The sequence below is a fragment of the Candidatus Polarisedimenticolaceae bacterium genome (assembly GCA_036376135.1).
Lineage (GTDB): Bacteria > Acidobacteriota > Polarisedimenticolia > Polarisedimenticolales > DASRJG01 > DASVAW01.
Genome location: DASVAW010000080.1, coordinates 15,948 through 41,981 on the forward strand (window position 1 = coordinate 15,948; position 26,034 = coordinate 41,981).

Annotated in this window: 21 protein-coding genes; 10 read left to right on the plus strand and 11 right to left on the minus strand. The window is 68.6% G+C overall.

Annotated elements, in window-relative coordinates; all coding sequences use genetic code 11:
- Positions 1-114: 114 nt before the first annotated feature.
- On the plus strand, positions 115-1,098 hold the full coding sequence (gene nadE, locus VF139_07575; protein ID HEX6851254.1) for an NAD(+) synthase: 984 nt from the start codon (positions 115-117) through the stop codon (positions 1,096-1,098).
- Positions 1,099-1,113: 15 nt separating this feature from the next.
- Positions 1,114-3,111, plus strand: coding sequence for an asparagine synthase (glutamine-hydrolyzing) (asnB, locus tag VF139_07580; GenBank protein HEX6851255.1), 1,998 nt, complete (start codon positions 1,114-1,116; stop codon positions 3,109-3,111).
- Here asnB and VF139_07585 read toward each other — a convergent pair.
- Positions 3,099-4,247 carry a DegT/DnrJ/EryC1/StrS family aminotransferase gene (locus tag VF139_07585; protein HEX6851256.1) on the minus strand — a complete coding sequence of 383 codons (1,149 nt, stop codon included), beginning with the start codon at positions 4,245-4,247 and terminating at the stop codon, positions 3,099-3,101. The genes asnB and VF139_07585 overlap by 13 nt on opposite strands.
- Before the next feature lie 301 nt (positions 4,248-4,548).
- On the opposite strand from VF139_07585, the gene VF139_07590 reads away from it, so the two are divergent.
- From VF139_07590 to VF139_07605, 4 genes are all read left to right on the plus strand, one after another.
- A complete protein-coding gene (locus tag VF139_07590) occupies positions 4,549-5,376 on the plus strand; it encodes a fibronectin type III domain-containing protein (GenBank protein HEX6851257.1) in 828 nt (275 codons plus the stop codon).
- Positions 5,377-5,384: 8 nt separating this feature from the next.
- Positions 5,385-5,960 carry a cohesin domain-containing protein gene (locus tag VF139_07595; GenBank protein ID HEX6851258.1) on the plus strand — a complete coding sequence of 192 codons (576 nt, stop codon included), beginning with the start codon at positions 5,385-5,387 and terminating at the stop codon, positions 5,958-5,960.
- A gap of 105 nt (positions 5,961-6,065) precedes the next feature.
- Complete coding sequence (locus VF139_07600) at positions 6,066-7,235, plus strand: ATP-binding protein (protein HEX6851259.1); 1,170 nt, start codon at positions 6,066-6,068, stop codon at positions 7,233-7,235.
- The gene (locus tag VF139_07605) at positions 7,232-8,620 is read left to right on the plus strand and encodes a sigma-54 dependent transcriptional regulator (protein HEX6851260.1); all 1,389 of its coding nucleotides are present in this window, start codon (positions 7,232-7,234) and stop codon (positions 8,618-8,620) included. The genes VF139_07600 and VF139_07605 overlap by 4 nt, the downstream gene beginning before the upstream one ends.
- 4 nt (positions 8,621-8,624) lie before the next feature.
- Here VF139_07605 and VF139_07610 read toward each other — a convergent pair whose 3' ends face one another.
- Complete coding sequence (locus VF139_07610; GenBank protein ID HEX6851261.1) at positions 8,625-9,389, minus strand: sigma-70 family RNA polymerase sigma factor; 765 nt, start codon at positions 9,387-9,389, stop codon at positions 8,625-8,627.
- Positions 9,390-9,425: 36 nt separating this feature from the next.
- Here VF139_07610 and VF139_07615 point away from each other — a divergent pair, with 36 nt between their 5' ends.
- Positions 9,426-9,881 carry a dCMP deaminase family protein gene (locus VF139_07615; GenBank protein HEX6851262.1) on the plus strand — a complete coding sequence of 152 codons (456 nt, stop codon included), beginning with the start codon at positions 9,426-9,428 and terminating at the stop codon, positions 9,879-9,881.
- 248 nt (positions 9,882-10,129) lie between these two features.
- Here VF139_07615 and VF139_07620 read toward each other — a convergent pair whose 3' ends face one another.
- Entirely contained in the window at positions 10,130-11,650 is a 1,521-nt protein-coding gene (locus tag VF139_07620) for a type IV pilus twitching motility protein PilT (GenBank protein HEX6851263.1), read from the minus strand.
- Between the two features lie 141 nt (positions 11,651-11,791).
- On the opposite strand from VF139_07620, the gene VF139_07625 reads away from it, so the two are divergent.
- Both VF139_07625 and VF139_07630 read left to right on the plus strand, forming a co-directional pair.
- A complete protein-coding gene (locus VF139_07625; protein ID HEX6851264.1) occupies positions 11,792-12,469 on the plus strand; it encodes a peptidylprolyl isomerase in 678 nt (225 codons plus the stop codon).
- Positions 12,466-13,164: a peptidylprolyl isomerase gene (locus VF139_07630; protein ID HEX6851265.1), complete on the plus strand. Its 699-nt coding sequence runs from the start codon at positions 12,466-12,468 to the stop codon at positions 13,162-13,164. The genes VF139_07625 and VF139_07630 overlap by 4 nt, the downstream gene beginning before the upstream one ends.
- Positions 13,165-13,171: 7 nt before the next feature.
- Here VF139_07630 and VF139_07635 read toward each other — a convergent pair whose 3' ends face one another.
- The 8 genes from VF139_07635 to VF139_07670 form a co-directional block, all read right to left on the minus strand.
- Positions 13,172-14,623, minus strand: coding sequence for an ATP-binding protein (locus tag VF139_07635; protein HEX6851266.1), 1,452 nt, complete (start codon positions 14,621-14,623; stop codon positions 13,172-13,174).
- Positions 14,620-15,312, minus strand: a complete 693-nt coding sequence (locus VF139_07640; GenBank protein HEX6851267.1) for a response regulator transcription factor — start codon at positions 15,310-15,312, stop codon at positions 14,620-14,622. Before VF139_07640 ends, VF139_07635 begins: the two co-directional genes overlap by 4 nt.
- The gene (phoU, locus tag VF139_07645) at positions 15,309-15,998 is read right to left on the minus strand and encodes a phosphate signaling complex protein PhoU (protein ID HEX6851268.1); all 690 of its coding nucleotides are present in this window, start codon (positions 15,996-15,998) and stop codon (positions 15,309-15,311) included. Before phoU ends, VF139_07640 begins: the two co-directional genes overlap by 4 nt.
- A gap of 52 nt (positions 15,999-16,050) precedes the next feature.
- Complete coding sequence (locus tag VF139_07650; protein ID HEX6851269.1) at positions 16,051-17,277, minus strand: porin; 1,227 nt, start codon at positions 17,275-17,277, stop codon at positions 16,051-16,053.
- Positions 17,278-17,399: 122 nt separating this feature from the next.
- Complete coding sequence (pstB, locus tag VF139_07655; GenBank protein ID HEX6851270.1) at positions 17,400-18,215, minus strand: phosphate ABC transporter ATP-binding protein PstB; 816 nt, start codon at positions 18,213-18,215, stop codon at positions 17,400-17,402.
- 17 nt (positions 18,216-18,232) lie between these two features.
- Entirely contained in the window at positions 18,233-19,858 is a 1,626-nt protein-coding gene (gene pstA, locus VF139_07660) for a phosphate ABC transporter permease PstA (GenBank protein ID HEX6851271.1), read from the minus strand.
- 8 nt (positions 19,859-19,866) lie between these two features.
- Positions 19,867-22,137, minus strand: a complete 2,271-nt coding sequence (locus VF139_07665) for an ABC transporter permease subunit (protein HEX6851272.1) — start codon at positions 22,135-22,137, stop codon at positions 19,867-19,869.
- Positions 22,138-22,168: 31 nt separating this feature from the next.
- Complete coding sequence (locus VF139_07670) at positions 22,169-23,137, minus strand: PstS family phosphate ABC transporter substrate-binding protein (protein ID HEX6851273.1); 969 nt, start codon at positions 23,135-23,137, stop codon at positions 22,169-22,171.
- A 219-nt stretch (positions 23,138-23,356) separates the two neighbouring features.
- On the opposite strand from VF139_07670, the gene VF139_07675 reads away from it, so the two are divergent.
- On the plus strand, positions 23,357-26,034 hold a 2,678-nt coding region (locus tag VF139_07675), incomplete at its 3' end, for a hypothetical protein (GenBank protein ID HEX6851274.1).

Below are 26,034 nucleotides of genomic sequence, written 5' to 3' on the forward strand. Positions count from 1 at the left end.
AATCGCTGGAAATCCACGATCTACGGACCCGTCCGTTTGACGCTCGCCTCCGCCGGTCCCTATGATTCACCCCGCCCGCGGTCGGGCCGACCCGATCGCACCCCCGGAGGTCCGATGTTTTCGAAACACGTCCTCGATCTCGACTATCCCGCGCAGGCGCGTCGGATCGAGGAAGGGATCCGACGCATCGTCACGGAGGACCTCAAGCGCAAGGGGGCCGTCGTCGCCATCTCGGGGGGGATCGACAGCTCGCTCGTCGCCGCCCTGTGCGCCCGGGCGCTGGGGCCCGAGCGCGTGTTCGGACTGTTCCTTCCCGAGAACGACTCTTCGGACGACAGCCTCCGGCTCGGCCGGGCGCTCGCGGCGAAGTTCGGGATCCCCGCCCAGGTCGTGAACATCGGTCCGGCCCTCGATGCGATGGGGTGCTACCGCCAGCGCGACGAGGCGATCCGGACGGTCTTCCCCGACTACGGTCCCGGCTGGAAGTCGAAGATCGTGCTTCCCCAGGTGTCGGATCGTCCGCGCCTGAACGTCTTCAGCATCGTGGTCCAGCGCCCCGACGGCGAGATCCTCCGGGCGAGGGCCCCCCTCGACGTCTACCTCACGATCGTGGCCTCCACGAACATGAAGCAGCGGACCCGGAAGCTGACCGAGTACTTCCACGGCGAGCGCCTTCACTTCGCCGTCGCCGGAACGCCGAACCGGCTCGAATACGACCAGGGCTTCTTCGTGAAAGGGGGCGACGGTCTGGCCGACTTCAAGCCGATCGCCCACCTCTACAAGACCCAGGTCTACGCGATGGCCGCGGCGGTCGGGGTCCCCGACGAGATCCTCGGGCGCACTCCCACGACGGATACCTACTCGCTCCCGCAGACCCAGGAGGAGTTCTACTTCTCCCTGCCGTACGATCGCATGGACCTTTGCCTCTGGGCCTACAATCACGGCGTCGCCGCCGAGGAGGTGGCTCCGGTGGTCGGGATCACCCCGTCGCAGGTCGAGGCCGTTTACCGCGACATCGAGTCCAAGCGCAGGACCACGGCGATCCTGCACCGCAAGCCGGTCCTCGTCGAGCCCGTCTCCGAGATCCGGGTCGACTGAAGCGGAGACCCACCGATGTGCGGCATCGCGGGCGCCCTCGGCTGGGGAAGCGACGGACCTCCCGGCGTCGAGGCCCTCGGCCGGATGCTGGGGGCGTTGCGTCACCGCGGCCCGGACGAGTTCGGCGTCTACCGGAACGGGCCGGCCGCGCTCGCCCACGCGCGGCTGAGCATCATCGATCTCGCGACCGGCCAGCAGCCGCTCGCCAACGAAGATCGGACCGTCTGGACGGTCTTCAACGGGGAGATTTTCAACTACGTCGAGCTCCGGGAGGAGCTCGTGGCGCTGGGCCACCGCTTCCGCACGGCGTCCGACACCGAAGTCATCGTCCATGCGTGGGAGCAGTGGGGCGAGTCCTCCGTCGAGCGCTTCAACGGACAGTGGGCGATCGCGACCTGGGATGCCCCCCGCCGGCGCCTGTTCCTGTCGCGGGACCGGCTGGGCGTGCGCCCCCTCTACCACGCGACCGTCGGGGAACGGTTCTACTTCGCGTCCGAGGTCAAGGCGATCTTCGCGGATCGCGCGGTGCCGCGTGAGATCGACCCCGCGGGGCTCGACCAGGTCTTCACCTTCTGGACGACCGTCGCACCGCGGACCCCGTTCGTCGGCGTCGAGGAACTGCCCCCGGGTCACAACATGATCCTCGAGGTTCCCGCGTCCGGGAAGCCGTCGCGACGGTGGCGTCGTTACTGGGAGCCCGCGTACCCCGAAGCCTCCGCCCCCGCGCCGATGTCCCTCGACGACGCGACCGACGGGCTACTCGAGAAGCTCGAGACCGCGACGAGGCTCCGGATGCTCCGGGCGGACGTCCCTGTAGGAGCCTATCTGTCGGGGGGGATCGACTCGTCGGTCACGGCCGCGCTCGGTCGCCGCGCCAAGGAGGGGGTGTTCAAGACCTTCTCGCTGCGATTCGCCGACGCCGAGTTCGACGAGACCCCGTACCAGCGGATCATGGCCCGCACCCTCGACTCGGAACACGAGGAGGTGCTCTGCGAGCGGCGCGACATCGCCGCGGTGTTCCCGGACGTCGTCCGCCACACCGAGCGCCCCGTGCTGAGGACCGCCCCGGCGCCGATGTACCTCCTTTCGGGCCTGGTGCGCGCCGCCGGCTTCAAGGTCGTCCTGACGGGGGAGGGGAGCGACGAGATCCTCGCGGGGTACGACCTCTTCCGCGAGGCGAAGGTGCGCGGCTGGTGGGCGCGACAGCCCGGGTCCCAGCGGCGCCCGCTGCTGCTGGGCAAGCTCTACCCCTATCTCAAGCGCTCGCCCACCCAGTCCCCGGCCATGGCCTGCCGGTTCTTCGGACAGGGGCTCGACCGCGCGGGCCGTCCGGAGTTCGGCCACCAGATGCGCTGGGACTCGGCTGCAGGGCTCAAGCGCCTGTTCTCGGCTGGCGTTCGCGACGCGGTCCGCGGAGTCGACGCCGTCGCGGAGCTCACGCAGGCCCTTCCCGACGGTTTCGATCGATGGGATCTCGTGAGCCGCGTGCAGTACCTCGAGGTGCGCACGCTGCTCTCCGGCTACCTGCTCTCCTCTCAGGGCGACCGGATGCTCATGGCGCATTCGGTGGAGGGGCGGTTCCCCTTCCTGGACCACGACGTCGTGACGTTCTGCAACGCACTGCCGTCCCGTTACAAGCTGCGCGTGCTCGACGAGAAGCATCTGCTCAAGCGCGCGGCCCGCGGACTGGTGCCGCGCGAGATCCTGGAGCGGCCCAAGCAGCCGTACCGGGCCCCGGATGCCGCCAGCTTCGTCGGGGACGCCGCACCCGCGTGGATCCACGAGGTGCTCGATCCGTCCGCGATCCGGGAGGCGGGGATGTTCGATCCCGATGCCGTGACGGCGCTCGTCGCGAAGTGCCGCGCCCGTGCCGGCGCCTCGCAGCTCGCCAACGCCGACAACATGGCGTTCGTGGGCGTGCTCTCGAGCCAGCTCCTGTGGCGTGACTTCGTTCGGACGGCGCCGTCGGCGGCGCCTGTCCGCGCCGAGGAAATCGGGACTCAGGCCCCCTGACGCGCCCGGACTCGCGCGTCGATCGCCTCCCGCAACGCCCCTGCGACCGCCTCGATCTCCGCCTCGCCCACCCGGTTGTGGAACGGAAGGGCGATCGACCGCGCCGCGACGGCTTCGGTCACCGGGAACTGCCCCTCCCGGAAGCCGAATCGCTCCCGCATGTAGCCCTGGAGGTGGATCGGTACGAAGTAGTTCCTGCAGCCGATGCCGCGCCGGCGAAGCTGCGCGAGGACCGCGTCCCGGTCCTCACGATCGAACTCGTCGGCGAGTCGCACGACGTAGACGAACCACGAGACCCGCTCGTCGGGGCGGGCGGGGGCGGGTGCGATCACTCCGCCGACGTTGCGCAGCGCTTCGCCGTATTGCTGGAAGACCCGTTGGCGCATCGCGACGAACGACTCCAGGCGCGCCATCTGGGACAATCCGAGCGCGGCCTGGATGTCCGACAGACGGTAGTTGAACCCCATGCGAACGTGCTCGAGCCAGCCGCCGCCCGCGTCTCGGCCCTGATTCCGCAGCGAGCGGCACAAACCGGCGATCGTGTCGTCGTCGGTGACGATGACCCCGCCTTCACCCGTCGTGATCTGCTTGTTGGGGTAGAACGCGAAGACGCCCGCGTCCCCGAACGTCCCCGTCATGCGGCCGCGCACCGCGGATCCGAGGGATTCGCAGGGGTCCTCGAGCAGGCGCAAGCCGCGCCGCCGCGCGATCTCGACGAACTCCCCGATCCTGCAGGGGCGGCCGAAGACGTGGACGGGCAGAAGGGCCTTGGTGCGTGGGGTGATTGCCGCCTCGGCCGCCGCGGGGTCGAGGTCCCAGGTCACCGGATCGATGTCGGCGAACACGGGTTTCGCACCCTCGAAGAGGAAGCAGTTGGTGGACGCCACGAAGGAGAAGGGCGTCGTGACGACCTCGTCGCCGGCGCCGATTCCGAGGGCGATCACCGCCAGATGCAGCCCGCTCGTCCCGCTGTTCACCGCGACCGCGTGCCGGGCCCCGGTGTACTCCACGAAAGCCTGCTCGAAGCGCGGCCCGGTCGGTCCGAGGCTCAGTTGGGTCGACCGGAGGACGGCGATCACCGCTTCGATGTCGGACGGATCGATGTCGGGGCTGGAGAGGGGGATCTGCTGCTCCACGGGTGGACTCCTGGATGCTCACAAACTTAGCGACGGGCGGGCCGAGATGCTACCACGCTGGTTTTCGCACCCCCCGGGGCACCCTCGGTCGTTACACCGCCACGGTAGTAATTACCTTCTTGTATTCCGGAAGCGGGAAAACTATGCGCGTGGGGAATGTCCGAGAGGGCCATATTCGTCAAAATCAGCGTCATGAGGGCGCTTCTGGCGTTCTCGGGCGAGGTTCCGGGTTTTCGGGGTCTGGCACCGCAATTGCCTTGGTTGGGGCGGGACGGTTGAACGTCCGACCAGGAGCGAACCGATGGCCTGTCACCCCCTCCGTCGAATCGCCTTCGTGGCCGTGAGCGCCGCGCTCGCGTTCTCCGCACACGCCGGGCAAATTCAGATTGCCTGGGACGCCGTGCCGGGCGCGACCGGTTATCGCGTGTATTACGGCACGCAATCCGGGAGCTACACGGCGAACGTCTCCACGTCGGCGACGACGGCCACGCTGTCCGGACTCCAGGACTGCACGACCTACTACCTCGCGGTGAAGGCCTACAACGCCGCCGGCGAGTCGCCCTCCTTCTCGAACGAGTTGTCGGGATGGTCGCGTCCCGAGGTGACCTCCGCGACCCCGGCGGTCGCGATGCAGGGATCCCAGGTGACCGTCACGGTGAACGGAGCGAACTTCCAGTCGGGGGCGATCGTCGAGATCGACAACCCGCGCGTCACCCTCACGGGCGTTCGGACCGTGGCCTGCAACCAGATGCAGTTCGTCGCGACCCTCGATCCGCCGGCGCAGAACGTCCGCGCGGCGCAGGTCGGGCGATGGACCGTCTCGGTCTCCAACCCCGACGACGTCTTCGGGCAGAAGTCGCAGGCCTTCGAGGTCTCGATCAACCCGGCCCGTTTCAACATCAACACCACCGATTCCGCCACCCAGAACCGGCTCGACGGCAAGGACACGATCTGGATCGCCCGCCTGTTCGGGAGCCAGGACGGCGGCGCATCCTACGATCCGGATTCCGACTTCGACGGCGACGGCTGGGTGGACGGGAACGACCTGGCCTACCTCGCGAGCAACCTCGGCCGCTGCTGGTCGGGTACGAACTGGTCGGCGGCCTCGTGTCCCGCCAACCTCCGATAGGGGCGAACATGATCGGCATCGGCGTTCGGGGACTACTTTTCGGTTCGGCGCTCGTGCTCACGGGTTGCGGCGGCGGCGGCGGCGGCTCGGACGCGGGGACCGGCCCGAATCCTTCCCCGGATCCGATCATCGCGGCGTTCGCGGCCGACACCACCGCGCCGGGCGGCAACACCGTTTCCATGCTCGAAGGATCCAAGAGCGGGGACACGGTCACCGTCAGGGTCGCGGTGACGAACACGACGGCCCTCTACGCGACGGCGTTCGATCTCACCTACGACGACACGCAGGTGACCTACGTCAGCCACTCGGCGGGGCAGCTCTTCGAGCAGGGCGGCCACGCGCCGACCTACCAGGTCAACGTGCCGGATCCCGGCCGGGTGGTGGTCGCGGTGAGCCGGAACGGGAACGTGGGGACGGTCAATGCCAGCGGCACGGTCGATGCGGTCCGACTCACCTTCCGGGTGCGTGCGAAGGGGGCCTCGCGGGCCGAGTTCGGGCTGGCTCCGGTCCTCTACGACGGGCAGCCAACGCCGCAGCCCAAGCCCGGGATCAACTGGACCGCAGGGACCTTCCAGGGCAGCTGAGTCCCCTCAATTTCCGCTTGCCAATCGCCACTCGGCGCATAGATTTCAATAGCGTACCGGGTAGGTGATCAATAGATGTCGCATATGTCCTCTGACTTGAGCGCTATGGGTGTGAACGGCGCCGTGGACGACGGGTCGCGGGACTTCTTCCGCGGCCTGATCGAGGGCATGCGCTGCGGCATCCTCACCATCGACCGCGACGGCCGCGTCGTGATGATGAACGAGCACGCCCGCGGGATTCTCGAGCTCGACCGGCTTCCGAGAGCCGGCGATTCGGTCGAGGCCGCGCTCTCGGGGCACCCGCAGCTCGCCCAGATCCTCCGCGAGTCGTTCTCGATGTCGAGCCTTCCGAACCGCGCCGAGATCGACTTGCGATGCCGGTCGGACCGGGGGAAGACGATCGGGTTCACCCTGTCGATGGTCCCCGGTGAGGACGGCGCGCCGATGGGCGCCGCGATCTTCTTCAAGGATCTGACCTACGTCGAGCACAAGGAGGAGCAGGAGCGCCTGCGCGACCGCCTCGCGGCCCTCGGCCAGATGGCGGCGAATCTCGCCCACGAGATCCGCAATCCGCTCGCCTCGATCGAGGTGTCGTGCTCGCTGCTCAAGCGACGGGTCGACTCGGCCGACCAGGGGACCCGCGATCTCCTCGACAAGATCATCGCCGAGGTGCGCCGGCTCAACCGCACGATCACCTCGAGCCTGGAGTTCGTGCGGCCGCTGTCGCTGACGCTCGCGCCGGCGAACCTCGAGGCCGTGCTCGACGAAGCGATCACGGTGGCGACCGGGCGGCGCGGCCGGCCCGGAGTCGAGATCGTGCGGCGCTATCCGGAGCGCTCCGGCCCGTTGCTGATGGACCGGACGCAGCTGCGGCAGGTCTTCGAGAACCTGATGCTCAACGCGCTCGAGTCGATGGGGGAGACGGGAACGTTGACCGTGGAGTGCACGACGGCGCCGGCTCCGGCCTCCGCGTCGACGCCCTACCGTCCTGCGGGGTTCCGCGATTCCGATCCCTGGCAGGGATTCGACCGCTACGCCGTGGTCCGGGTGACGGACACCGGGAGCGGCATCGAGGACGAGCACCTCGACAAGTTGTTCTATCCGTTTTTCACCACCAAGAAACAGGGCTCGGGTGTGGGCCTGTCCATGGCGAGGAAGATCGTGGACAGCCATCGCGGGCTCATCGACGTCGAGAGCCGGCCCGGAGCGGGGACCACCTTCACGGTGCGTCTGCCGATCGCCACCGGCCGGAACGGGGGGCAGGTCGCATCATGAAGAAAATTCTCGTCGCCGAGGACGAACAGACGCTGCGTGAGGGGATCGCGACCGCCTTTCGGGACCGCGGATGGGAGGTCACCGAGGCCGTGGATGGTGCGCAGGCGTCGCAGCGGCTCGAGGAAGAGGTTTTCGACGTCCTCGTGACCGACTACAAGATGCCCGAGCGCAACGGGCTCGAGGTCCTCAAACGCGCGAAGATGATCAACGAGGGGACGGTCTGCCTCGTGATGACCGCGTACGGAACGGTCGAGACCGCGGTCGAGGCGATGAAGGCGGGGGCCTACGACTACGTGCTCAAGCCCTTCGATCTCGAGGAGCTCGAGTTGAAGGTCGAGCGCGCGCTCGAGCACCGTCGCCTGATGGCGCGCATCCAGGTCTACGATCGCCAGTCGATCCTCCCGAAGTTCGAGAACATCGTGGGGGAGGCCCCCCAGATGAAGGACATCTTCCGGACGATCGAGAAGGTCGCGCGTTCCAACGCCACGGTGCTCGTTCTGGGGGAGACCGGCGTCGGCAAGGAGCTCGTCGCGGAGGCCCTGCACCGCAACTCGTCCCGCGCCGACCGTCCGTTCGTCAAGATGAACTGCGCGGCGCTCCACGAGAACCTGCTCGAGTCCGAGCTGTTCGGGCACGAGCGCGGCGCCTTCACCGGCGCCGACCGCCAGCGCATCGGCCGTTTCGAGCTCGCCAACGAAGGCACGCTGTTCCTCGACGAGATCGGGAACATGATGCCGTCCACGCAGGCGAAGGTGCTGCGCGTCCTTCAGGAGCGCGAGTTCGAGCGCCTCGGCGGGTCCCGTACGATCAAGGTGGACGTCCGGCTCGTCGCCGCCACCAACAAGAACCTCGAGGAGGCGATCTCCCGCGGGGAGTTCCGCGAGGACCTCTTCTACCGGCTCAACGTGGTCACGATCCACGTGCCGCCGCTGCGCGAGCGCAAGGAGGACATCGTCCCCCTCGCCACGCACTTCATCGAGCGTTTCGCGGCGGAGCTCAAGAAGGACGTGCGCGGGCTCGACCCCGGAGCGGTCCGGGCCCTCAAGCGTCACACCTGGCCCGGGAACATCCGCGAGCTCGAGAACACCGTGGAGCGCGCCGTGCTCATGTCCGAGGGTCGCTACGTCCTCGAGGAGGACCTCAACCTCTTCGACGGGCAGGCGTCGTCGGACAACGTCGCGGCGATGAACCTGCGCCTGCCGCCCAACGGGATCCCGCTCGACGAGCTCGAGCGTCACGCCATCCTCGAGGCGCTGCGCATCAACAACTGGGTGCAGAAAGACGCCGCGAAGTTCCTCGGGATCTCGTCCCGCGTGATGAACTACAAGGTCGCGAAGTACGAGATCAAGAACCCGCGCTGGACGAAGAACAAGGCCGCGGTCTAGCGATTCATCGCTCGAGCAGGCGGCGGGCCCGATCGCGGGCGCGCAGCTCGATCTGGCGCACGTGCTCGCGGGTGCAGCGGAGCTCCTGTCCGATGAGCTGGAGCGTCCGCGGCGGGCCGCCGTCGAGTCCGTAGTGCATCTCGAGGACGCGCCGCTCGAGGGCCGGGATCCGCCCGAGGACCGATCGCAACGCCTCCTGGAGATCGCTCTCGACGACCAGGTGCTCCGGATCCTCGGCGTCGGCGGGCGCCACCTTCTCGAGCAGAACCCGGTCGCCGGAGTTGTGCAGGAAGTCCTCGAGCGAGAGCACGCGCGCCCGCTTGATCGGGGTGACGGCGCCGGCGTCGCGGGGGAGGGGGCTCGTCGCCGCCTTCGTCGAGTCGTTCAGGGCGGCGACCATGTACTTGCGGACCCACCACGACGCGTAACTCACGAAGCGCACTCCGCGGTTCGGGTCGAAGCGCTTGACGGCCTGGATCAGGCCGATGTTCCCTTCGGCGATCAGGTCCTCGAGCTTGACGGGCGAGTGCCGGTACTCGAGCGCGATCTTGACGACGAGCCGGAGATTGGCTTCGAGCAGGCGATTGCGCGCCGCCTCGTCCCCGGCGCGGCTGTCCACCGCGAGGCGGTACTCGCCGCTCTCGGTGAGCAGACCGATGGGCCGGATCTGCTCCAGATAGGCCCGCAAAGCCCCACGATACGAGCGTTTCCCCTCGTCGCTCACGTCGTACTCCAGGCGGCCGATCGTGCTGCGTTCATGCTGGGGCACCCGCCTCGGCAGTGTCAAGCGTGTTAGCATCCGGTCATGTCGCAAAGAGTCGACTGGCACACCTACTTCATGAACATCGCCCGGCAGGCGGCCACTCGCTCCACCTGCGACCGCAAGCACGTCGGGGCCGTCATCGTCCGCGACAAGACCATCCTCTCCACCGGATATAACGGCTCGATCCGGGGAATGCCTCACTGCGACGACGTGGGGCACCTGATGGAGAACGGACACTGCGTCGCGACCGTGCACGCCGAGGCGAACGCCATCATCCAGGCGGCGAAGAACGGCGTGAGGATCGACGGGGCGGAGCTCTACACCACGGCGTCGCCGTGCTGGAATTGCTTCAAACTCATCGCCAATGCCGGTATCGGGACGATCTACTACGGCGAGTTCTACCGCGACACGAGGAGCATCGACGTCGCCGCGCAACTCGGGATCGAGCTGATCGATCTGAGCGGGGCCGGGGCGGGAGAAAAAAAGGCCGGCGCGTGAGCGCCGGCCTTTCATGACGGCCTGATTTCTGTTTCGGCGAGACTACTTCTTGGCGGCCTTCTTCTTGGTGGTCTTCTTGGCGGCCTTCTTCGCAGCCTTCTTCTTCGTGGCCATGTTCTTCGATCCTCCAATCCCCGTATCAGGAGTTTCGAGGCCCTTCCGGGGTCCGGGACTCTAGATCTGGTATCCGGACCAGATCGGCCACCAATATATAGGGCCGCGGAGTCCCGTCAAGACGTTTTTGGAGGTCAGGGGGGCGAGGTCCCCGCCGCGGCGATCGACGGGATCTCGAGATTCGCCGACTTCAGTTGCCCGACGAACCCGATCTTGTCGATGGCCTTGATGTACGCCTCCTCGCTCGTGACCAGTCCCTTCTTCACGAGTTCGACGAGGGCGTCGTTCAGCAGGACCATCCCGTGTCGGCGGCCGGTCTGCATGATGCTCGGGATCTGGAACGTCTTTCCCTCGCGGATCAGGTTCGCGATCGCGGGGACGCCGATCAGCACTTCCATCGCCGCGACCCGGCCGCCGCCCTTCTTGCGGAGCAGCGACTGCGAGATCACGCCCTTGAGCGACTCCGAGAGCATCACGCGGATCTGGGACTGCCGGTCGCTGGGGAACTGGTCGATGATGCGATCGACCGTGGACGCGGCGGTCGACGTGTGGAGCGTGCCGAACACGAGGTGGCCGGTCTCGGCCGTCTCGATCGCGATGGCGATCGTCTCCAGGTCGCGCATCTCGCCGACGAGCACGATGTCGGGATCCTCGCGCAGGGCGGCCCGCAGCGCGGTCTTGAATCCCCGGGTGTGCGTCCCCACCTCGCGCTGGTTCACGAGGCACTTCTTGTTCGCGTGCACGAACTCGATCGGGTCCTCGATGGTGATGACGTGATCGGCGCGGTTCCGGTTGACGTAGTCGACGAGAGCCGCCAGGGTGGTCGACTTCCCCGAGCCGGTCGGCCCCGTCACGAGCACGAGGCCCTTGGAGAGGTGGCAGAGGTCGAGCACGGCCTTCGACAGGCCGAGGTCCTCCGCCGAGGGGATCCTGCTCGGGATCACGCGGAAGACGCCGCCGACGCCCTTGCGATCCATGAAGACATTGCAGCGGAAGCGGGCGAGCCCCGGAACCTCGTGCGCGAAATCCGTGTCGTTGCCTTCCTCGAACTCCTGCTTGAACCGCGGCGGCATCAGCGGGAAGAGCAGGCGCGCCGCCTCCTCCGGAGACAACACGGGGGCGCCCTCGATCCGCACCATGTCCCCGTGAAGGCGCAGCATCGGGGTCTCGCCGGCGCTCACGTGCAGGTCGCTGGCTCCCGTCTCCACCAGGTGGAGGAAATACGCCTCGATCGCGGGGGAGCCCGCGCGCACCTTCGCGGCGTCGAAGCGGGGCTGGCTCGAGGCGGGTGCGGGAACCGCCGGCGGGGGGGGCGCGACGGCGCTGGCCGCCGGCGGCGCGGCCGTCACGGGCCGGGCCGCCTCCAGGGAGAGTTTGGCCGAGAAACTCCCCGCCGAGCCCCCGGCATCGACGACGAACCGACGCCCGTCGCCGAGCTGGTAGGCGAACCGCGTGGGGCCGCCGTTCGCCAGGCGGGACTTGTCGCCCCCGAGCTCCGACAGGAGCGTCACGATCTGTGCGCGGCTGAGCACCGACTGGGAGACCGGCCGGTCCCCCTCGTCGAATCGGAAGGAGGGGCGAACCCCCTCGGAAAGAACGAGTTCTCGAGCGCCCCGGTCGGCGAGGGCGCGGAGCATCGCGTCGAGCTGGGCCAAGTTGGAACCTCCGGGAGGCGCGGGCTCGCCCGGAATATAGGTTCGGCTTTCCGGTGGAACCAGCGGGGCGCCTTTGCGCCTTCCCCGTCGCGCGTGGCATGCTTCGTCGGTCGCGCCTGTCGCGACGGAGGTGGTAACCCGATGACGAAACCGTTCTTGGCGGCGTTCGCGATCCTCAGCGTCGCCACCGCATTCGCCGCCGATCCGGCACCCGCGCCGGCACCGGCCAAGCCCAAAGGAGACAAGGCCATCGAAGCGATCGACCGCCAGATCCAGGCCCAGAAGATCGACAAGAGCGCGTCGAACTGGCGGACGCGACTCCCGATGCCCCAGGTGGTCGCCTTCGAGGCCGGCCGCTCGTACTTCGCGCGGATTCAGACCAACAAGGGCCCGATCCGGATCAAGTTCCTTCCCGAGACCGCGCCGATGCACGTCACGAGCTTCATCTACCTTTCGAAGCTCGGCTTCTACGACGGCCTCTCGTTCCATCGGGTGATCACCGGCTTCATGGCGCAGGGGGGCTGCCCGCTCGGCACCGGCACCGGCGGCCCCGGCTACAAGTTCAACGGCGAGTTCGACGGACCCGCCCGGCACGACAAGCCCGGAGTGCTGTCCATGGCGAATGCCGGTCCGGGCACCGACGGAAGCCAGTTCTTCCTGACGTTCGTTCCGACGTCCTGGCTCGACGGCAAACACACGATCTTCGGCAACGTCGTCGAGGGGATGGACACGCTGAAGGCCCTCGAGGCCGCAGGCTCGCGCTCCGGCCAGACGTCCGAGAAACTCGTGATGGAGAAGGTCTCCATCGAGGTCGAGTGAGCCTCGCCGCGGCGGTGACCCTCGCCTTCGCCCTCGCGGGCGCGGTTCCGACCGCGTCCGCGGGGGGTGAGCTTCCCGAGGGCCTGCCGGAAGGGTGGTACGCGATCCTCGACACCGACGCCGGCGCGATCGTGGCCCGACTGCTCCCGGAACAGGCGCCCCAGTCGGTCGCGCACCTCGCGGCCTTCGCGGAGGGACGCCTCACGTGGACGGACGCGTTCACCGGGGAATCGGTCCGCCGCCCCTACTACGACGGCCTCGCCATCCATCGAGTCGTCGCCGGGGAGCGCTTCGAGGCGGGCGATCCGACCGGGACCGGGCGAGGCGCCCCTCCGGTCTGGGTTCCCCAGGAGGGGGACGGAAGCGTCAACTTCTCGAAGGCCTACCGCGTGGGCCTCACCCGCACCGGACAGGGTCGGGTGAACGGAGCGATCTTCTTCGTCACGGCGATCCCGGCCCCGTGGCTGAACCGGCGGCATCCGTGCATCGGGGAGATCGTGGCGGGGCGCGAAGTCGTCGATCGGATCTGCGCGCGCAAGACCGACGACGGGGGGCGCCCGCTCGACAAGGTCACGATCCGGAAGGTGACGGTTCGCGCGGTGGGCGCGCCGAGGCCGCTGCCGGACCCGGTCCCCTACGACCCTCCGACGCCCGAGCTCCAGATGCGGAAACCCTCGGAGCCGGTCGCGCGCTGACGCGGGGTCACGGCGGGGGAGGAGGCGGGAACTCCAGCGTGAACCGCGACCCGCGGCCGATCTCGGACGCGAGCACCACCTGGCCGCCGTGCAGGCGCATCAGGTGGCGGACGATCGCGAGGCCGAGCCCGGTTCCCCCGATTTCCTTCGACCGCGCCTTGTCCACGCGATAGAAGCGGTGGAAGACCTGCTCCAGGCTGTCGGCCGGGATCCCCGTCCCGGTGTCCTCGACCCACAGCGTCGGCCGCCCTTCCTCGGTTCCGCCGCCGACGACCACGCGCCCGCCCGGCCGGTTGAACTTGATCGCGTTGTCGATGAGATTGACGAGGATCTGCACGAGCCGGCGCCGGTCCGCCCGCACCGGGAAGGGGTCGGGAATCTCGACGGCGACCTCGACCCCCGCCGCACGTGCCTTGAGCGCGAGCTGGGCCGCGACGTCCCGCGCGACTTCCCCCGCGTCGAGCTCCTGCTGGTCGAGCGCCACCGCGCCCGTCTCGATCAGCGACAGGTCCGTCAGGTCGTCGATCAGCTCGCCCATGCGGTCCGCGTGCTTGCGAACGATCGACAGGAACTTCAGGCTCTGTTCGCGATCCTCCAGGCCGTCGTCGCTGAGCGTCTCGACGAAGGCCTTGATGGAGGTCAGCGGCGTCCGAAGCTCGTGGGAGACGTTCGCGACGAAATCCTGCCGCACCCGCTCGAGCGCTTCGAGCCGGGTCACGTCGAAGAAGAGGATGAGCGCGCCGGGGGAGCGCTCGCCCGCGCGGCCGGTGAGGGGCGTGACGTGCGCCTCGAACGACCGTCCGCTTCCGATCATGTGAAACGTGAACTCGCGGGACTCGCCGCGCTCGGTGAGCGCGAGGTCGAGCTCCCGCATCACCGAGGGGTTGCGCACGACCTCGGCCAGGAGGTGACCCGTCGGGTCGTAGGGGAGCGCGAAGATCTGCCGGAAGGTGTCGTTGGCCATCCGGACGCGGCGGCCCGGGCCCACCCAGACGAGGCCTTCGCGCATCCCCGAGATCAACGAGAGGACGAGGCGGCGGTCGGACTCGACCTCCTCGATCTTCGCCGTGAGCGCGCGGCGCATCCGGTTGATCGCCGCGGCGAGCTCCGCGGCCTCGTCGTCCTCGGGAAGGGGGAGGTCGCTCGCGAGGTCCCCCTGCGCCGCGACCGCCGCGCCGCGAGTCAGCTCGTGCAGACTCCGGCGCGTGCGTCTTCGGGCCGCCCAGGCGACGGCGGCCGGGAGAGCGAAGGCGGTCGCCACGGTGAGGACGGTCGTCCAGAAGATCCGGCCGCTCTCCTGGGTCAGCAGCGCCAGCAGGAGCGTGCGGTCGTCGGCGGGCGCGGGCTGGAGCGCGGCGATCGCCGCAGAACGGAAGAGCGCCACGGCGGCGGAGGCGGCGAGCAGCGTCGCGAGGACGGCGGCGACGGCGTACGCGGCGGCCGGTCGCCGGAGGATCAAGCGCCGGCCCGCCAGCGATACCCGACACCCACGACGGTCTCGATCCGCTCGTCGGCGACGGCGCCGAGCTTCTTGCGAAGGCGTCGGATGTGCACGTCGACCGTACGGGTCTCGCCGGGGTAGGTGTAGCCCCAGACGCGCTCGAGCAGGCGCTCCCGGGTCAGCACGCGCCCGCGACTGCGGAGCATGTCGGCGAGGAGGTCGAATTCCTTGCGGGTCAACGCGACCTCCGTCGCGTCCAGGAGGACGCGACGCGAGGCGAGGTCCACGACGATCGGCGGGTCCGAAAGCGTCTCGCCTTCGCCCTCGGTCCGCTCCGTGCGGCGAAGGACCGCGCGAACCCGCGCGAGCACTTCCTTCACCGAGAACGGCTTCGTGATGTAGTCGTCGGCGCCCAGGTCGAGCCCCGAGATCTTGTCGGCTTCCGCGATGCGGGCGGTGACCATCACGATGGGGACGGACGCCGTGGGTTCGGAGCGGCGGAGGCGGCGGCAGAGCTCGAGCCCGTCCATTCCGGGGAGGTTCAGGTCGAGGACGATCAGGTCGGGGAGGCGGACGGCGACCGCCTGGAGCGCGCGCTCGCCGTCGGGGGCGACCGTCACGTCGAAGCCGCCCTCGCGCTCGAGGTTGTGCCTGAGCGACAACGCGATGTCGGCGTCGTCCTCGACGAGGAGCACGCGGCGCGTCACGGTTTCGAATCGCCCTCGGGGTGCAGATATCCGTGCTTGATGACGCGCCCCTCGCACATGTAGACGACCTGCTCGCAGACGTTCGTGGCCTGGTCTCCGATCCGCTCGAACGCCTTGGCGACGAAGACCAGGCGGAGCGCTCGCGTGATCGTACGCTGGTCCTCGATCATGAACGAAAGCAGCTCGCGGAACACCTGCTCCATGCGGCCGTCGAGATCGTCGTCCATCGCGATGACGCGCCGCGCGGTCTCCACGTCCCGCTGGACGAAGGCGTCGAGGGCGCCCCGGACCATCTCCTGCGCGCGTCGCGCCATCACGGGGATGTCGATGTACGGCTTGAGCTGGGGCTCGTCGTTCAGCTCGAGCGCGCGTTCGGCGATGTTGCAGGCGAGGTCGGCGATGCGCTCCAGGTCCGTCGTGATCTTCATCGCGGTCGTCACGAACCGCAGGTCGCGCGCGAACGGTTGCTGAAGGCCGAGGACGTGGGTGCACAGGTCGTCGATCTCGAGCTCGAGGCGGTCGACGCGATCGTCGTCCGCGATCACCTGGCGCGCGAGGTCGGAGTTCCGGTCCACGAGAGCCTGGACGGAGCGCCCGATCGCCTCCTCGACGAGTCCTCCCATGACGAGGATCTTCTCGGCGAGAAGGTCCAGCTGCTCTTCGAAGTGGCGTTGCAGCTTCTCCATGGCCTCCGTCCGGCGGGCGCCCCGGCGTCTCGCCGGGACGCCCGTTGGTGTATCAGAAGTTGAGCTGGAACTGCACCCGGAGCTGGGTGTCCTTGACGGACTCCCCGGCGGCCGCCGCGAGGCGGTCGCCGCGGCCCGGCGCGTCGGCCTCGAACTCCACCTGCCCGAGGTCCGTCTGGAGCTTGAGATTGTGGGACTTCCAGAACCAGTTGAGCCCGGCGCGCATCTCGGTCACCGTATCGTCGTCCGCGTCGTTGTCGGCGTCGACCGTGGCGTACCGCAGGCCGAGCTCGAGCTTCTCCGGGATCGCCATCCAGCCGGCCTGCACGTGCCAACCGTCGGAATCGACGTCCTCGAGCGCCGGGGCGGGATTCCGGCGCTCGGTGGTCTGGTCGTAGTACTCCCCGGTGGCGAAGAGGGTCTTCCACTTCCAGGCGAGCTCGAGGCCGAGCGCCGTCTGGTCGTCGGCGTCCTCGAAGATGCGCACGGTGCTGCCCGCCGAGGTGAACGTGTCTCCGCCCCGCGTCGCCTCGCCGCCACGGTAGGCGAGCCCGGCATGGAACACGTGGCTTTCGGGTGCGTCGTTCGTCCCCTCGCGGAGCGCGTACTCCCCGAACGGCTCGAAGTACACGCGGGCCGCGTACATCAGGTCCTGGTCGTCCTGCCGGTTCGACTCGCCCGAGCCGTTGAAGAACCCGGCCTGGTAGCCGAACTTCTTGGACCCGGTCGTGCCGAACAGCATCGCGCCCGCGTCGCGGCTGACCGCGAAGACGTTCGTGATGCCGCGATCGACGAACTGCTGGTACTGGTCGCCGACGAGCTCCTGGAGGCTGAACGGCGCCTTGAACTGACCGAACCGAACCGAGGCCGCGGGATTCTTGGCCACCTCGAGGTAGGCGTCCTTGAGCTTGTTGGCGCTCTCCCCCGAGGTGCGCCCGATCTCGTAGGAGAAGTTGTACCTGAGCCACGGCTTGTACATCGTGCCGCGGATGCTCAGGCGGACCCGGGCGACGTCGAACGACGGGGACCAGCCGTCCTCGACGCCCGCCCCGGTGCTGCCGGCGGGGTCGTTGTCGCCGAGTTCCCGGTCCTCGCCGAGGAACCGGATCTGGCCGTAAGCGCCGAACGTGAGGCTGTTTTCCCCCGACTTGACGGTGAAGCCGCCCTTGGAGGCGTCGACCGCCGTCGGCGGCGTCTCTTCGCCCGCCGCGAGGGCGGGGATGGCCGCGAGCGCCGCGACCGCGAGGGCCGTCGTGATCTTGATCGAGAGGTTCGACATGCGCGAGGTTCCTCCGTGTCGGCTTCGTCACCGCGACGTCGCCGGTCCGTCACGACCGACATCAGAACGTCGCGATCGGTCGCGATTGTAACCACGCCGTTAAAACGGCGTGAACGCTCCTCCTAGCCGAACCGGCCGGTGATGTAGTCCTCGGTCTGCTTTTTCGCCGGGTTGATGAACAGCTTGTCCGTGAGCCCGTATTCGATCAGCCGTCCCATGTACAGGAACGCCGTGTAGTCCGACACGCGCGAGGCCTGCTGCATGTTGTGCGTCACGATGACGAGGGTGTAGCGCCCCTTGAGCTCCTGCATCAGCTCCTCGATCTTGGCCGTGGCGAGCGGATCGAGGGCGGAACAGGGCTCGTCGAGCAGGACGATCTCCGGCTCGATCGCGATCGCGCGGGCGATGCACAGGCGCTGCTGCTGCCCTCCCGAAAGGCCGAGCGCGCTGTCGGAGAGGCGGTCCTTGACCTCCTCCCACAACGCGGCGCCGCGCAGGCTCCGCTCGACGATCTCGTCGAGCTCCGCGCGGCGGCGGACGCCGTGGATCCGCGGGCCGTACGCGACGTTCTCGTAGATCGACTTCGGGAAGGGGTTGGACTTCTGGAAGACCATTCCGACGCGGCGGCGCAACTCGTTCACGTCCCGCTTGGGGTCGTACAGGCTCTGGCCGTCCAGGGTGATGTCGCCGGAGATCCGGACGCCGTCCACGAGGTCGTTGAGGCGGTTGAAGCAGCGCAGCAGCGTCGACTTCCCGCACCCCGACGGGCCGATGAACGCGGTGATCTTGTGCTCGGGGATCCGCAGCCGCACGTCGTGGAGCGCCTGCGAGGCTCCGTACCAGAGGGACAGGTCCGAGACCTCGAGCAGCGGCCGCTCGATGACGGGGTCGAGGGCCGGGTCGTGGATCGGCGCGGCCGTCGTGTCGATGGGGGGCATGCGTTCGGTTCCTCGGCTCAGATCGCGCTGGAAGCGTACTTCCGGCGCAGGTGGTTGCGGACCAGAATCGCGACGAGGTTGACGGCCGTCACGACGAGGATGAGGAGCAGGGCCGTGGCGAAGACGAGGGGCTTCGTGGCCTCGACGTTGGGGCTCTGGAATCCCACGTCGTAGATGTGGAATCCCAGGTGCATGAACTTGCGCTCGAAGTGAACGAACGGGGCGTGGTGGTCCACGGGAAGCGAGGGCGCGAGCTTCACCATGCCGACGATCATGAGCGGCGCGACCTCGCCGGCGGCGCGGGCCATCGCCAGGATCATCCCCGTCAGGATCCCCGGCGCGGCCGCGGGGAGGACGACCTTGTAGGTCGTCTCGAACTTCGTCGCACCCAGCGCCAGCGACCCCTCGCGCACGATGCGCGGCACCGCGGCGAGACCCTCCTCCGTGGCGACGATCACGACGGGAACGGTCAGCAGCGCGAGCGTCAGGGACGCCCACAGGATGCCGCCGGTGCCGAACGTGGGCGTCGGAAGCTGGGAGGAGTAGAGGAGCCGGTCGATCGATCCGCCGATCAGGTAGACGAAGAAGCCCAGCCCGAACATGCCGAAGACTATCGACGGCACCCCGGCGAGGTTGTTCACCGCGATCCGGACGACCCGGACCAGGGGGCCCTGCTTCGCGTACTCCCGCAGGTACAGGGCGGCGAGCACGCCGAACGGGGCCACGGCGAACGACATCAGGAAGACCATCATGACGGTGCCGAAGATCGCCGGGAAGATGCCCCCTTCGGTGTTCGATTCGCGCGGGTCGTCGAAGACGAACTCCCGGATCCGCGACAGGTAGAGGCCGACCGTCTCCCCGGCGCCCATCGCGTTGGGACGGATCGCGCGGACGATGTTCCCGACGGCGATCTCCTTGCGCTCCCCCGACGCGGTTTCCATCACGAGCACGTCCGACATCAAAGCCTCGCGCATCGTGAACATCCGCTCGGCGAGCGTGTCGTACTCCCGCTGCTTCTCCTGCTCCCGCGCGGAGAGCTCCGCGGTGCGGCGCGGGTCCCCGGCGGCCTTCTTGCGCTCCCTGCGCAACTTCTCGATCGCGTGGTTCACGTCCCCGATCTCGCCGCGCTCGAGCCGCTGGAGATCGCCGACCGCCCTGTGCTTTGCCTCGAGCAGCGGCGGGAGCGCCGCGAGAACCGCCTCGGATCCGGCGGCCACGACCCCCTCGCCGCGGCGCAACTCCACGGGGAAGCCGTAGAAGTTCCCCCATTCGAGCCGTTCGAGCATCAGGACGCCGGGCGGCGCCTCGCGGCGCACGATCTGCCGCTCGTCCACCCATCGGAAATCGAGGCCCACGAGGTCGCGGTTGCCGATCTTGAGCTGGATCCGGGAGCGTCCCGAGGCGTCCGGGTCCTCCGGCGTCACCGGAAGGGGTTCGCGATCGTGCACCTCGCCCAGGAGCACGGTGCCGTCCGCGAGGAAGACCCGTTCGACCCGTTTCGGCCAGAAGTAGGCCAATCCCACCGCGGCGAGGAGCGCGAGCAGTCCCGCGATCAGCAGCAGGTTGAGGGCGAGGGCACCGCCGCACAACGCGGTGAGGGACTCGCCCAGGAGGTCGCTCCGACGACGGCGCGCGTCACCCATCGCGGCGCCTACAGCTGCGAGTACCGGCGACGCAGGCGCTGCCGGACGATCTCCGCGACCGTGTTGACCGCGAAGGTGACGAGGAAGAGAAGCAGACCCGCGAGGAAGAGGGTCCGGTACAGCGTGCTCCCCACGGGGGCCTCGGGGATCTCGACCGCGATGTTCGCGGAGAGCGTGCGGAAGCCGTTGAACGCGCTCCAGTCCATGATCGGCGTGTTGCCCGTGGCCATCAGGACGATCATCGTCTCGCCCACCGCCCGGCCGAATCCGACCATGATCGCGGAGAAGATCCCCGGGCTCGCGGTCGGCAGGACCACCCGGGTGACGGTCTGCCATCGGTTCGCCCCGAGGGCGAGCGACCCGGAAACGAGGTTCAGCGGGACGTTCGAGAACGCGTCCTCCGCGATGGCGAAGATGATCGGGATGACCGCGAATCCCATCGCCAGCCCGACGACGACCGCATTGCGCTGGTCGTACCGCAGCCCCGTCGTCTCCAGCAGCCAGACCTGGAAGTTCCCGCCGAACGCCACGGAAGCGAACGCCGGAGCGAGCTCCGCGGCGAGCCATGCGCCGGAGGCGAGCGCGAGGGCGTAGACGCCCACCTCCGCCCCCGTCGGGATCCGGTTGCGCCACGGGCGGGGCAGGCGCGACCAGGCCAGCCCCGCCGCCAGGACCGCGATCGTCGTGAACGGGACGGCGAGCAGCAGGGCGGGGAAGTGCTTCTCGACGATCGGGGCGAGCCAGAGGCCTCCGAGGAAGCCCAGCACCACGCTCGGGAGGGCCGCCATGATCTCCACGGTAGGCTTGACGTAGCGCTTGAGCGACGGGTGCATGAACTGGGAGGTGTACATCGCGCCGAACACGCCGAGCGGAATCGCGAGGAGCAGGGAGTAGACCGTCGCCTTGAGGGTGCCGAACACGAGCGGCGTCAGGCTCAGCTTCGACTCGAAGTCGTCCGTTCCTCCCGTGGACTGCCAGACGTGTGCGGGCTCGGGATAACTCTCGTACCAGACCTTGCCGAACAGGGCCTTCCAGCCGACCTCCGGGTGCGGGTTCTCGACGTCGTAGACGCCGACGACGCGGTCGGAGGCGGCGTAGAGCGCGTCGGCCTTGGGGGCGAAGAGCAGCGCACGGACGGGCGTATGCGGCGTCGAGCCACGCCAGAGGGTCCGAGCGGAGGTGGAGTAGTAGAGGCCCAGGCCTCCCTCCGCGTCGGCCACCGCGAACCCCTTGTCCCGGGGGGAGGGCGTGATCCGCACGATGGGTGCGCCGTGCGGCGCGAAGTCCCGGATCCGGCGCATCCGGAAGACGTCGTCGCCGCCGCGCGTCTGGAACCAGACCGAGACCGACCCGTCCGCTCCCCCCACGATCACCGAACGATCCCCCAGGAGGAGCGCGAGGGCGGCGACGGGACCGCTCGTCGCAGGGAAGATCTCGGGGTCGCCGGGGCTGCCGTCGCTCGCCTTCCAATGGAGCAATTCCCCCGTCTCGGAACCGGCGTACACGTCGCGGAGGTCGTTGGACGCGACGATCCGGACGAGCCGACGTCCGGACGCCGTCGCCGATGTCCGACTCTCGACGGACGATCGCTCTCCCGTGATCGCGTTCTCACGTACTTCGAGCCGAACGAACGCCAGATCCCCCGACGCGGTCTGGGCGAGCACGGAGGCCGAGCCGCTCTCCCCCAGGATCGCCGCGAACGCTCCCAGCGGGCGACCCTCGGGATCGACGTGGAAGACGATCGGCGCGCCGACGTCGGGGGTGACCTCGCGCGCCCCGGTGTTCGTGTCGAACGCGACGTCCCAGCCGATCCGCACCGCGGCGACGCGACCGTCGTCGGTCGAGCCGGCGAGGACCGGGGTCCCGGTGGCCGCGACGACGGCGGCCAGTCGAGGAGAGACTCCGTCGGGGCCGGGGGGGAACAGCGGGGCCTCGGACGCGAGGCCGCCGTCGGACTTCCGGAAGATACGGATCACACCGTCGAGTCCGAGCGCGGCCACATGGGTGCGGTGTTCGTCGACGAGCACCGCCTCGGCTGCGTCGGAGGGAAGCGGAATCGACTCCACGGGGGTCACGTCGGCGCCGCCGAGCAGCGGGACCACCTCGATGAGGATGAACACGAGGATGCCGAGGACGCTCGCGATGATGCCGAGTCCTCCGGCCGTGACGACGCTGCGCGCCGCGCGGTCGACCAGGAGCCGGGAGCGGCTCGTGCGGGCGACGGCGCGGCGCGGAGTCGCGTCCGCACGCGCGGGCGGGGGGTCGGTCAGGCTCGCCATGTTCGTCGGGCGTGCGGATGGTAACGCAGGGTCAGTTCAGTTTCGCGAGCTCGTCTTCGATGACCTTCGCGGGAAGGGGCAGGTACCCGTCCTTGACGACGATCTCCTGACCCTCCTTCGAGAGGATGTACCGCAGGAACTCGCGGGTGAGGGGGTCGATCGGCTTGTTCGGAGCGCGGTTCACGTAGACGAAGAGGAACCGGGAGAGCGGGTACTTCCCGGAGAGGACGTTGTCGGCCTCGTCGCTGTAGTAGGGCCCGCCGGCCTTGCTCGCGAGCTTCATCGCCTTCACGCCGGAGGTCTTGTACCCGATCCCGCTGTACCCCATCGCGAACTTGTCCCCGGTGACCCCCTGGACCACCGCCGCCGAGCCCGGCTGCTCCTTCACGGAGTCCCGGTAGTCGCCCTTGTACAGCGCATGCTCCTTGAAATAGCCGTAGGTCCCCGAGGCGGAGTTGCGGCCGTAGAGGCTGATCGGCTTCCCCGCCCACTCGCCCGTGAGGCCCAGGTCTCCCCAGGTCGTGATGTCCTTCTCGAATCCCCCCTTGCGGGTCTTGGAGAAGACGGCGTCCACCTGGGGAAGGGTGAGCTCCGCGAGCGGATTGTCCTTGTGGACGTACACGGCGAGGCCGTCGACCGAGGTCTTCACCGGGGTCGGCTTGTAGCCGAACTTCTTCTCGAATTCGTCGATCTCCGACTGCTTCATCGGCCGGCTCATCGGGCCGAGCTGCGCGGTCGCGGAGATGAGGGCGGGGGGCGCGGTCGAGGAGCCCTTCCCCTCGATCTGGATCTTGACGTTCGGGTACTGCTTCTGGAACCCCTCGGCCCAGAGGGTCATGAGGTTGTTCAAGGTGTCCGAGCCGATCGAGTTCAGGCTTCCGGAGATGCCGCTCGTCTTCTTGTAGGGCTTGATGTCCTTGTCGAGCTTGACCGCCTGCGCCATCGCGGGGGTCGTCAGGGCGACGGCCGTCAGGGTCGTCACGGCGAGCATGCGCTTCATGCCTCGTTCTCCTTTTACGTGGAGGCCGGACGGCCTCGCCCCGTCATTCGAGGCGACGAAGACGTCACGAACGTGAACTCCGTGTTAAAGGCCTGTTAACGGCCCTTCCGGCCCCGTACCGGGGACGTCACGCAACCGTGACCGCCCCGCAAACCCCCCGCAAAGCCGCAGGCCGACCGTGGAGGTCCGCACGTTGCGGAAACCACGGAGGAGCGAACCATGAATTGGGGGCGGGCGATCGCCGCAGTCCCGGTGCCCGTGATCGCGCTGATGTTGACGACGGCCCAGGCCGCGACGATCCACATCGGCGCCGACATCACGACGAGCCAGACCTGGACGGCCGACAACGAGTACATCCTGACGCAGCCGATCTACGTCACCTCGGGTGCGACGCTCACGATCGAGCCGGGCACGGTGGTTCGCGGCGAGCCGACCAGCGGCGCCAACGATCCGGGGACGCTCGTCATCACCCGCGGATCGAAGCTCCAGTCGCTCGGGACCGCCCGGCGCCCGGTCGTTTTCACGGACCTTCTCGACGACAACATCCTCGACAACCCCGGCTCGGGGAGCTACGGCGACCGGATCTCCTCCCGGTCGATCGTCGGCCAGTGGGGCGGCGTCGTCGTCCTGGGCTACGGGTACGTGGCCAACAACACGGCGGGGGCCGTGAACCCGGCCCGCGAGGTCCAGATCGAGGGCTTGACGGCGGTGGGGGGCGCCGGCCTCTACGGGAACTGCCAGGCCTTCCTCGCCGGCCCGTACGGCCGCAACTGCGACGACGGGGACAGCGGCACGATCCGCTTCACCCGCCTGTCCTACGGCGGCTTCAACCTCTCCGCCAACAACGAGATCAACGGCTTCACGATGGGCGGCGTCGGTCGCGAGACCGACGTGGCGTACATCGAGGTCTACCAGACCAAGGACGACGCGATCGAGTTCTTCGGCGGCGCGGTGAACTTCCGCAACGCGGTTCTCGCCAATCACGGCGACGACGGCGTGGACTACGACGAAGGCTGGCGCGGCAAGGCCCAGTACATCTTCCAGATGCAGAACGTCCCCGGTACCGAGGTGACCGACAAGGGAGGCGAGTGGGACGGCGGCAACAACCCCGACGCCTCGCTCCCGAAGACGATCCCGACCCTGTGCAACATGACGTGGGTCGGCCTCGGGGCATCCAAGACCACCTGGACGAACCACGACCGCAACACCGCGATCCACATGCGCGACAACGCGGGCGGGCGCTTGTACAACAGCGCCTTCCTCGACTTCGGCGGCGCGCCCCTGTGCATCGAGGGGGCGAGCAACATCGGCGGGAGCGCCACGGGCGCGAACACATCCGGCGAGCGCGCGATCACGCCGTACGCCGTGGACGGCGTCTACTACCTCGAACCGACGTCGTCCTTCGAGCTCGAGCTCCGGGGCAACGTCTGGTGGAACACCGGCTCCGACGCGTTCCTCGCGGACGCCCTGCCCACCGTCGGGACCTGCTCGGTGACCGTGGCGACGCAGTGCACCCAGAACACCGAGTGCCCCGCGGGGGAGACCTGCCTGAACAGCGGCTCGCGCTGGGGGTGCGACAGCGCCAAGCGGCACTACGACAACGGCCTGTTCACGAATGCGGCGCTCGAGAACACGCGCCTGGACAACCTCGACCCGCTCCCGATCCGCGAGCTGACCCGCCTTCCCTCGGGGCTCGCGTCCACGCACGATCCGATCGACGTGATCGACCCGATCCCGGCCGCGGGGAGCCCGCTCGCGAGCACGACCTTCACCTGCCCGACGGCGGGCGGCTTCCTCGAGGCGGCTCCGTACAAGGGGGCCTTCGCCCCGAACACCGCCAACTGGGCGGAAGGATGGACGCTGACCTCCCGCCTGGGCTACTTCGCTCCCAAGCCCCAGGTCGTCCAGACGACGGACATCACGACCTCCACCGTCTGGACCTCGGACAACGAGTACGTGATCGGAAACCCGGTCTACGTCACGAACGGCGCCACGCTGCGCATCGAGCCGGGCACGGTGGTTCGGGGCGAGCCGACCAGCGGCGCCAACGACCCGGGGACGCTCGTCGTCACCCGCGGCTCCAAGATCGTCGTGGACGGCACCCTCGACCGTCCGGTCGTCTTCACCGACCTCGCCGATGACAACGTCGGCGCGTCCTACGGCTCCGGTTCGTACGCCGACCGCGCGTCGTCCCGTTCGATCGTCGGTCAGTGGGGCGGCCTCGTCGTCCTCGGCTACGGCTACGTGGCCAACAACACGGCGGGGGCGGTGAACCCGGCCCGCGAGGTCCAGATCGAGGGCCTGACGGCCGTGGGCGGCGCCGGCCTCTACGGAAACTGCCAGGCCTTCCTCGCCGGCCCGTACGGCCGCAACTGCGACGACGGCGACAGCGGCTCGTTGCGCTACTTCCGGATCTCCTACGGCGGCTTCAATCTCTCCGCCAACAACGAGATCAACGGCGTCACCCTCGGCGGCGTCGGCCGGAACACCACGATCGAGCGTTTCGAGGTCTACCAGACCAAGGACGACGCGATCGAGTTCTTCGGCGGGGCCGCCAACATCAAGTACGCGGCCCTCACCAACCACGGCGACGACGGCGTCGACTACGACGAGGGCTGGCGCGGCAAGGCGCAGTTCGTCTTCCAGATGCAGAATGTCCCCGGCACCGAAGTGACCGACAAGGGCGGCGAGTGGGACGGCGGCAACAACCCCGACGCCTCGCTCCCGAAGACGATCCCCACGCTCTCCAACATGACCTGGGTCGGACTCGGGGCCTCCAAGACCACCTGGACGAACCACGACCGCAACACCGCGATCCACATGCGCGACAACGCGGGCGGGCGCGTCTACAACAGCGCCTTCCTCGACTTCGGCGGCGCACCCCTGTGCATCGAGGG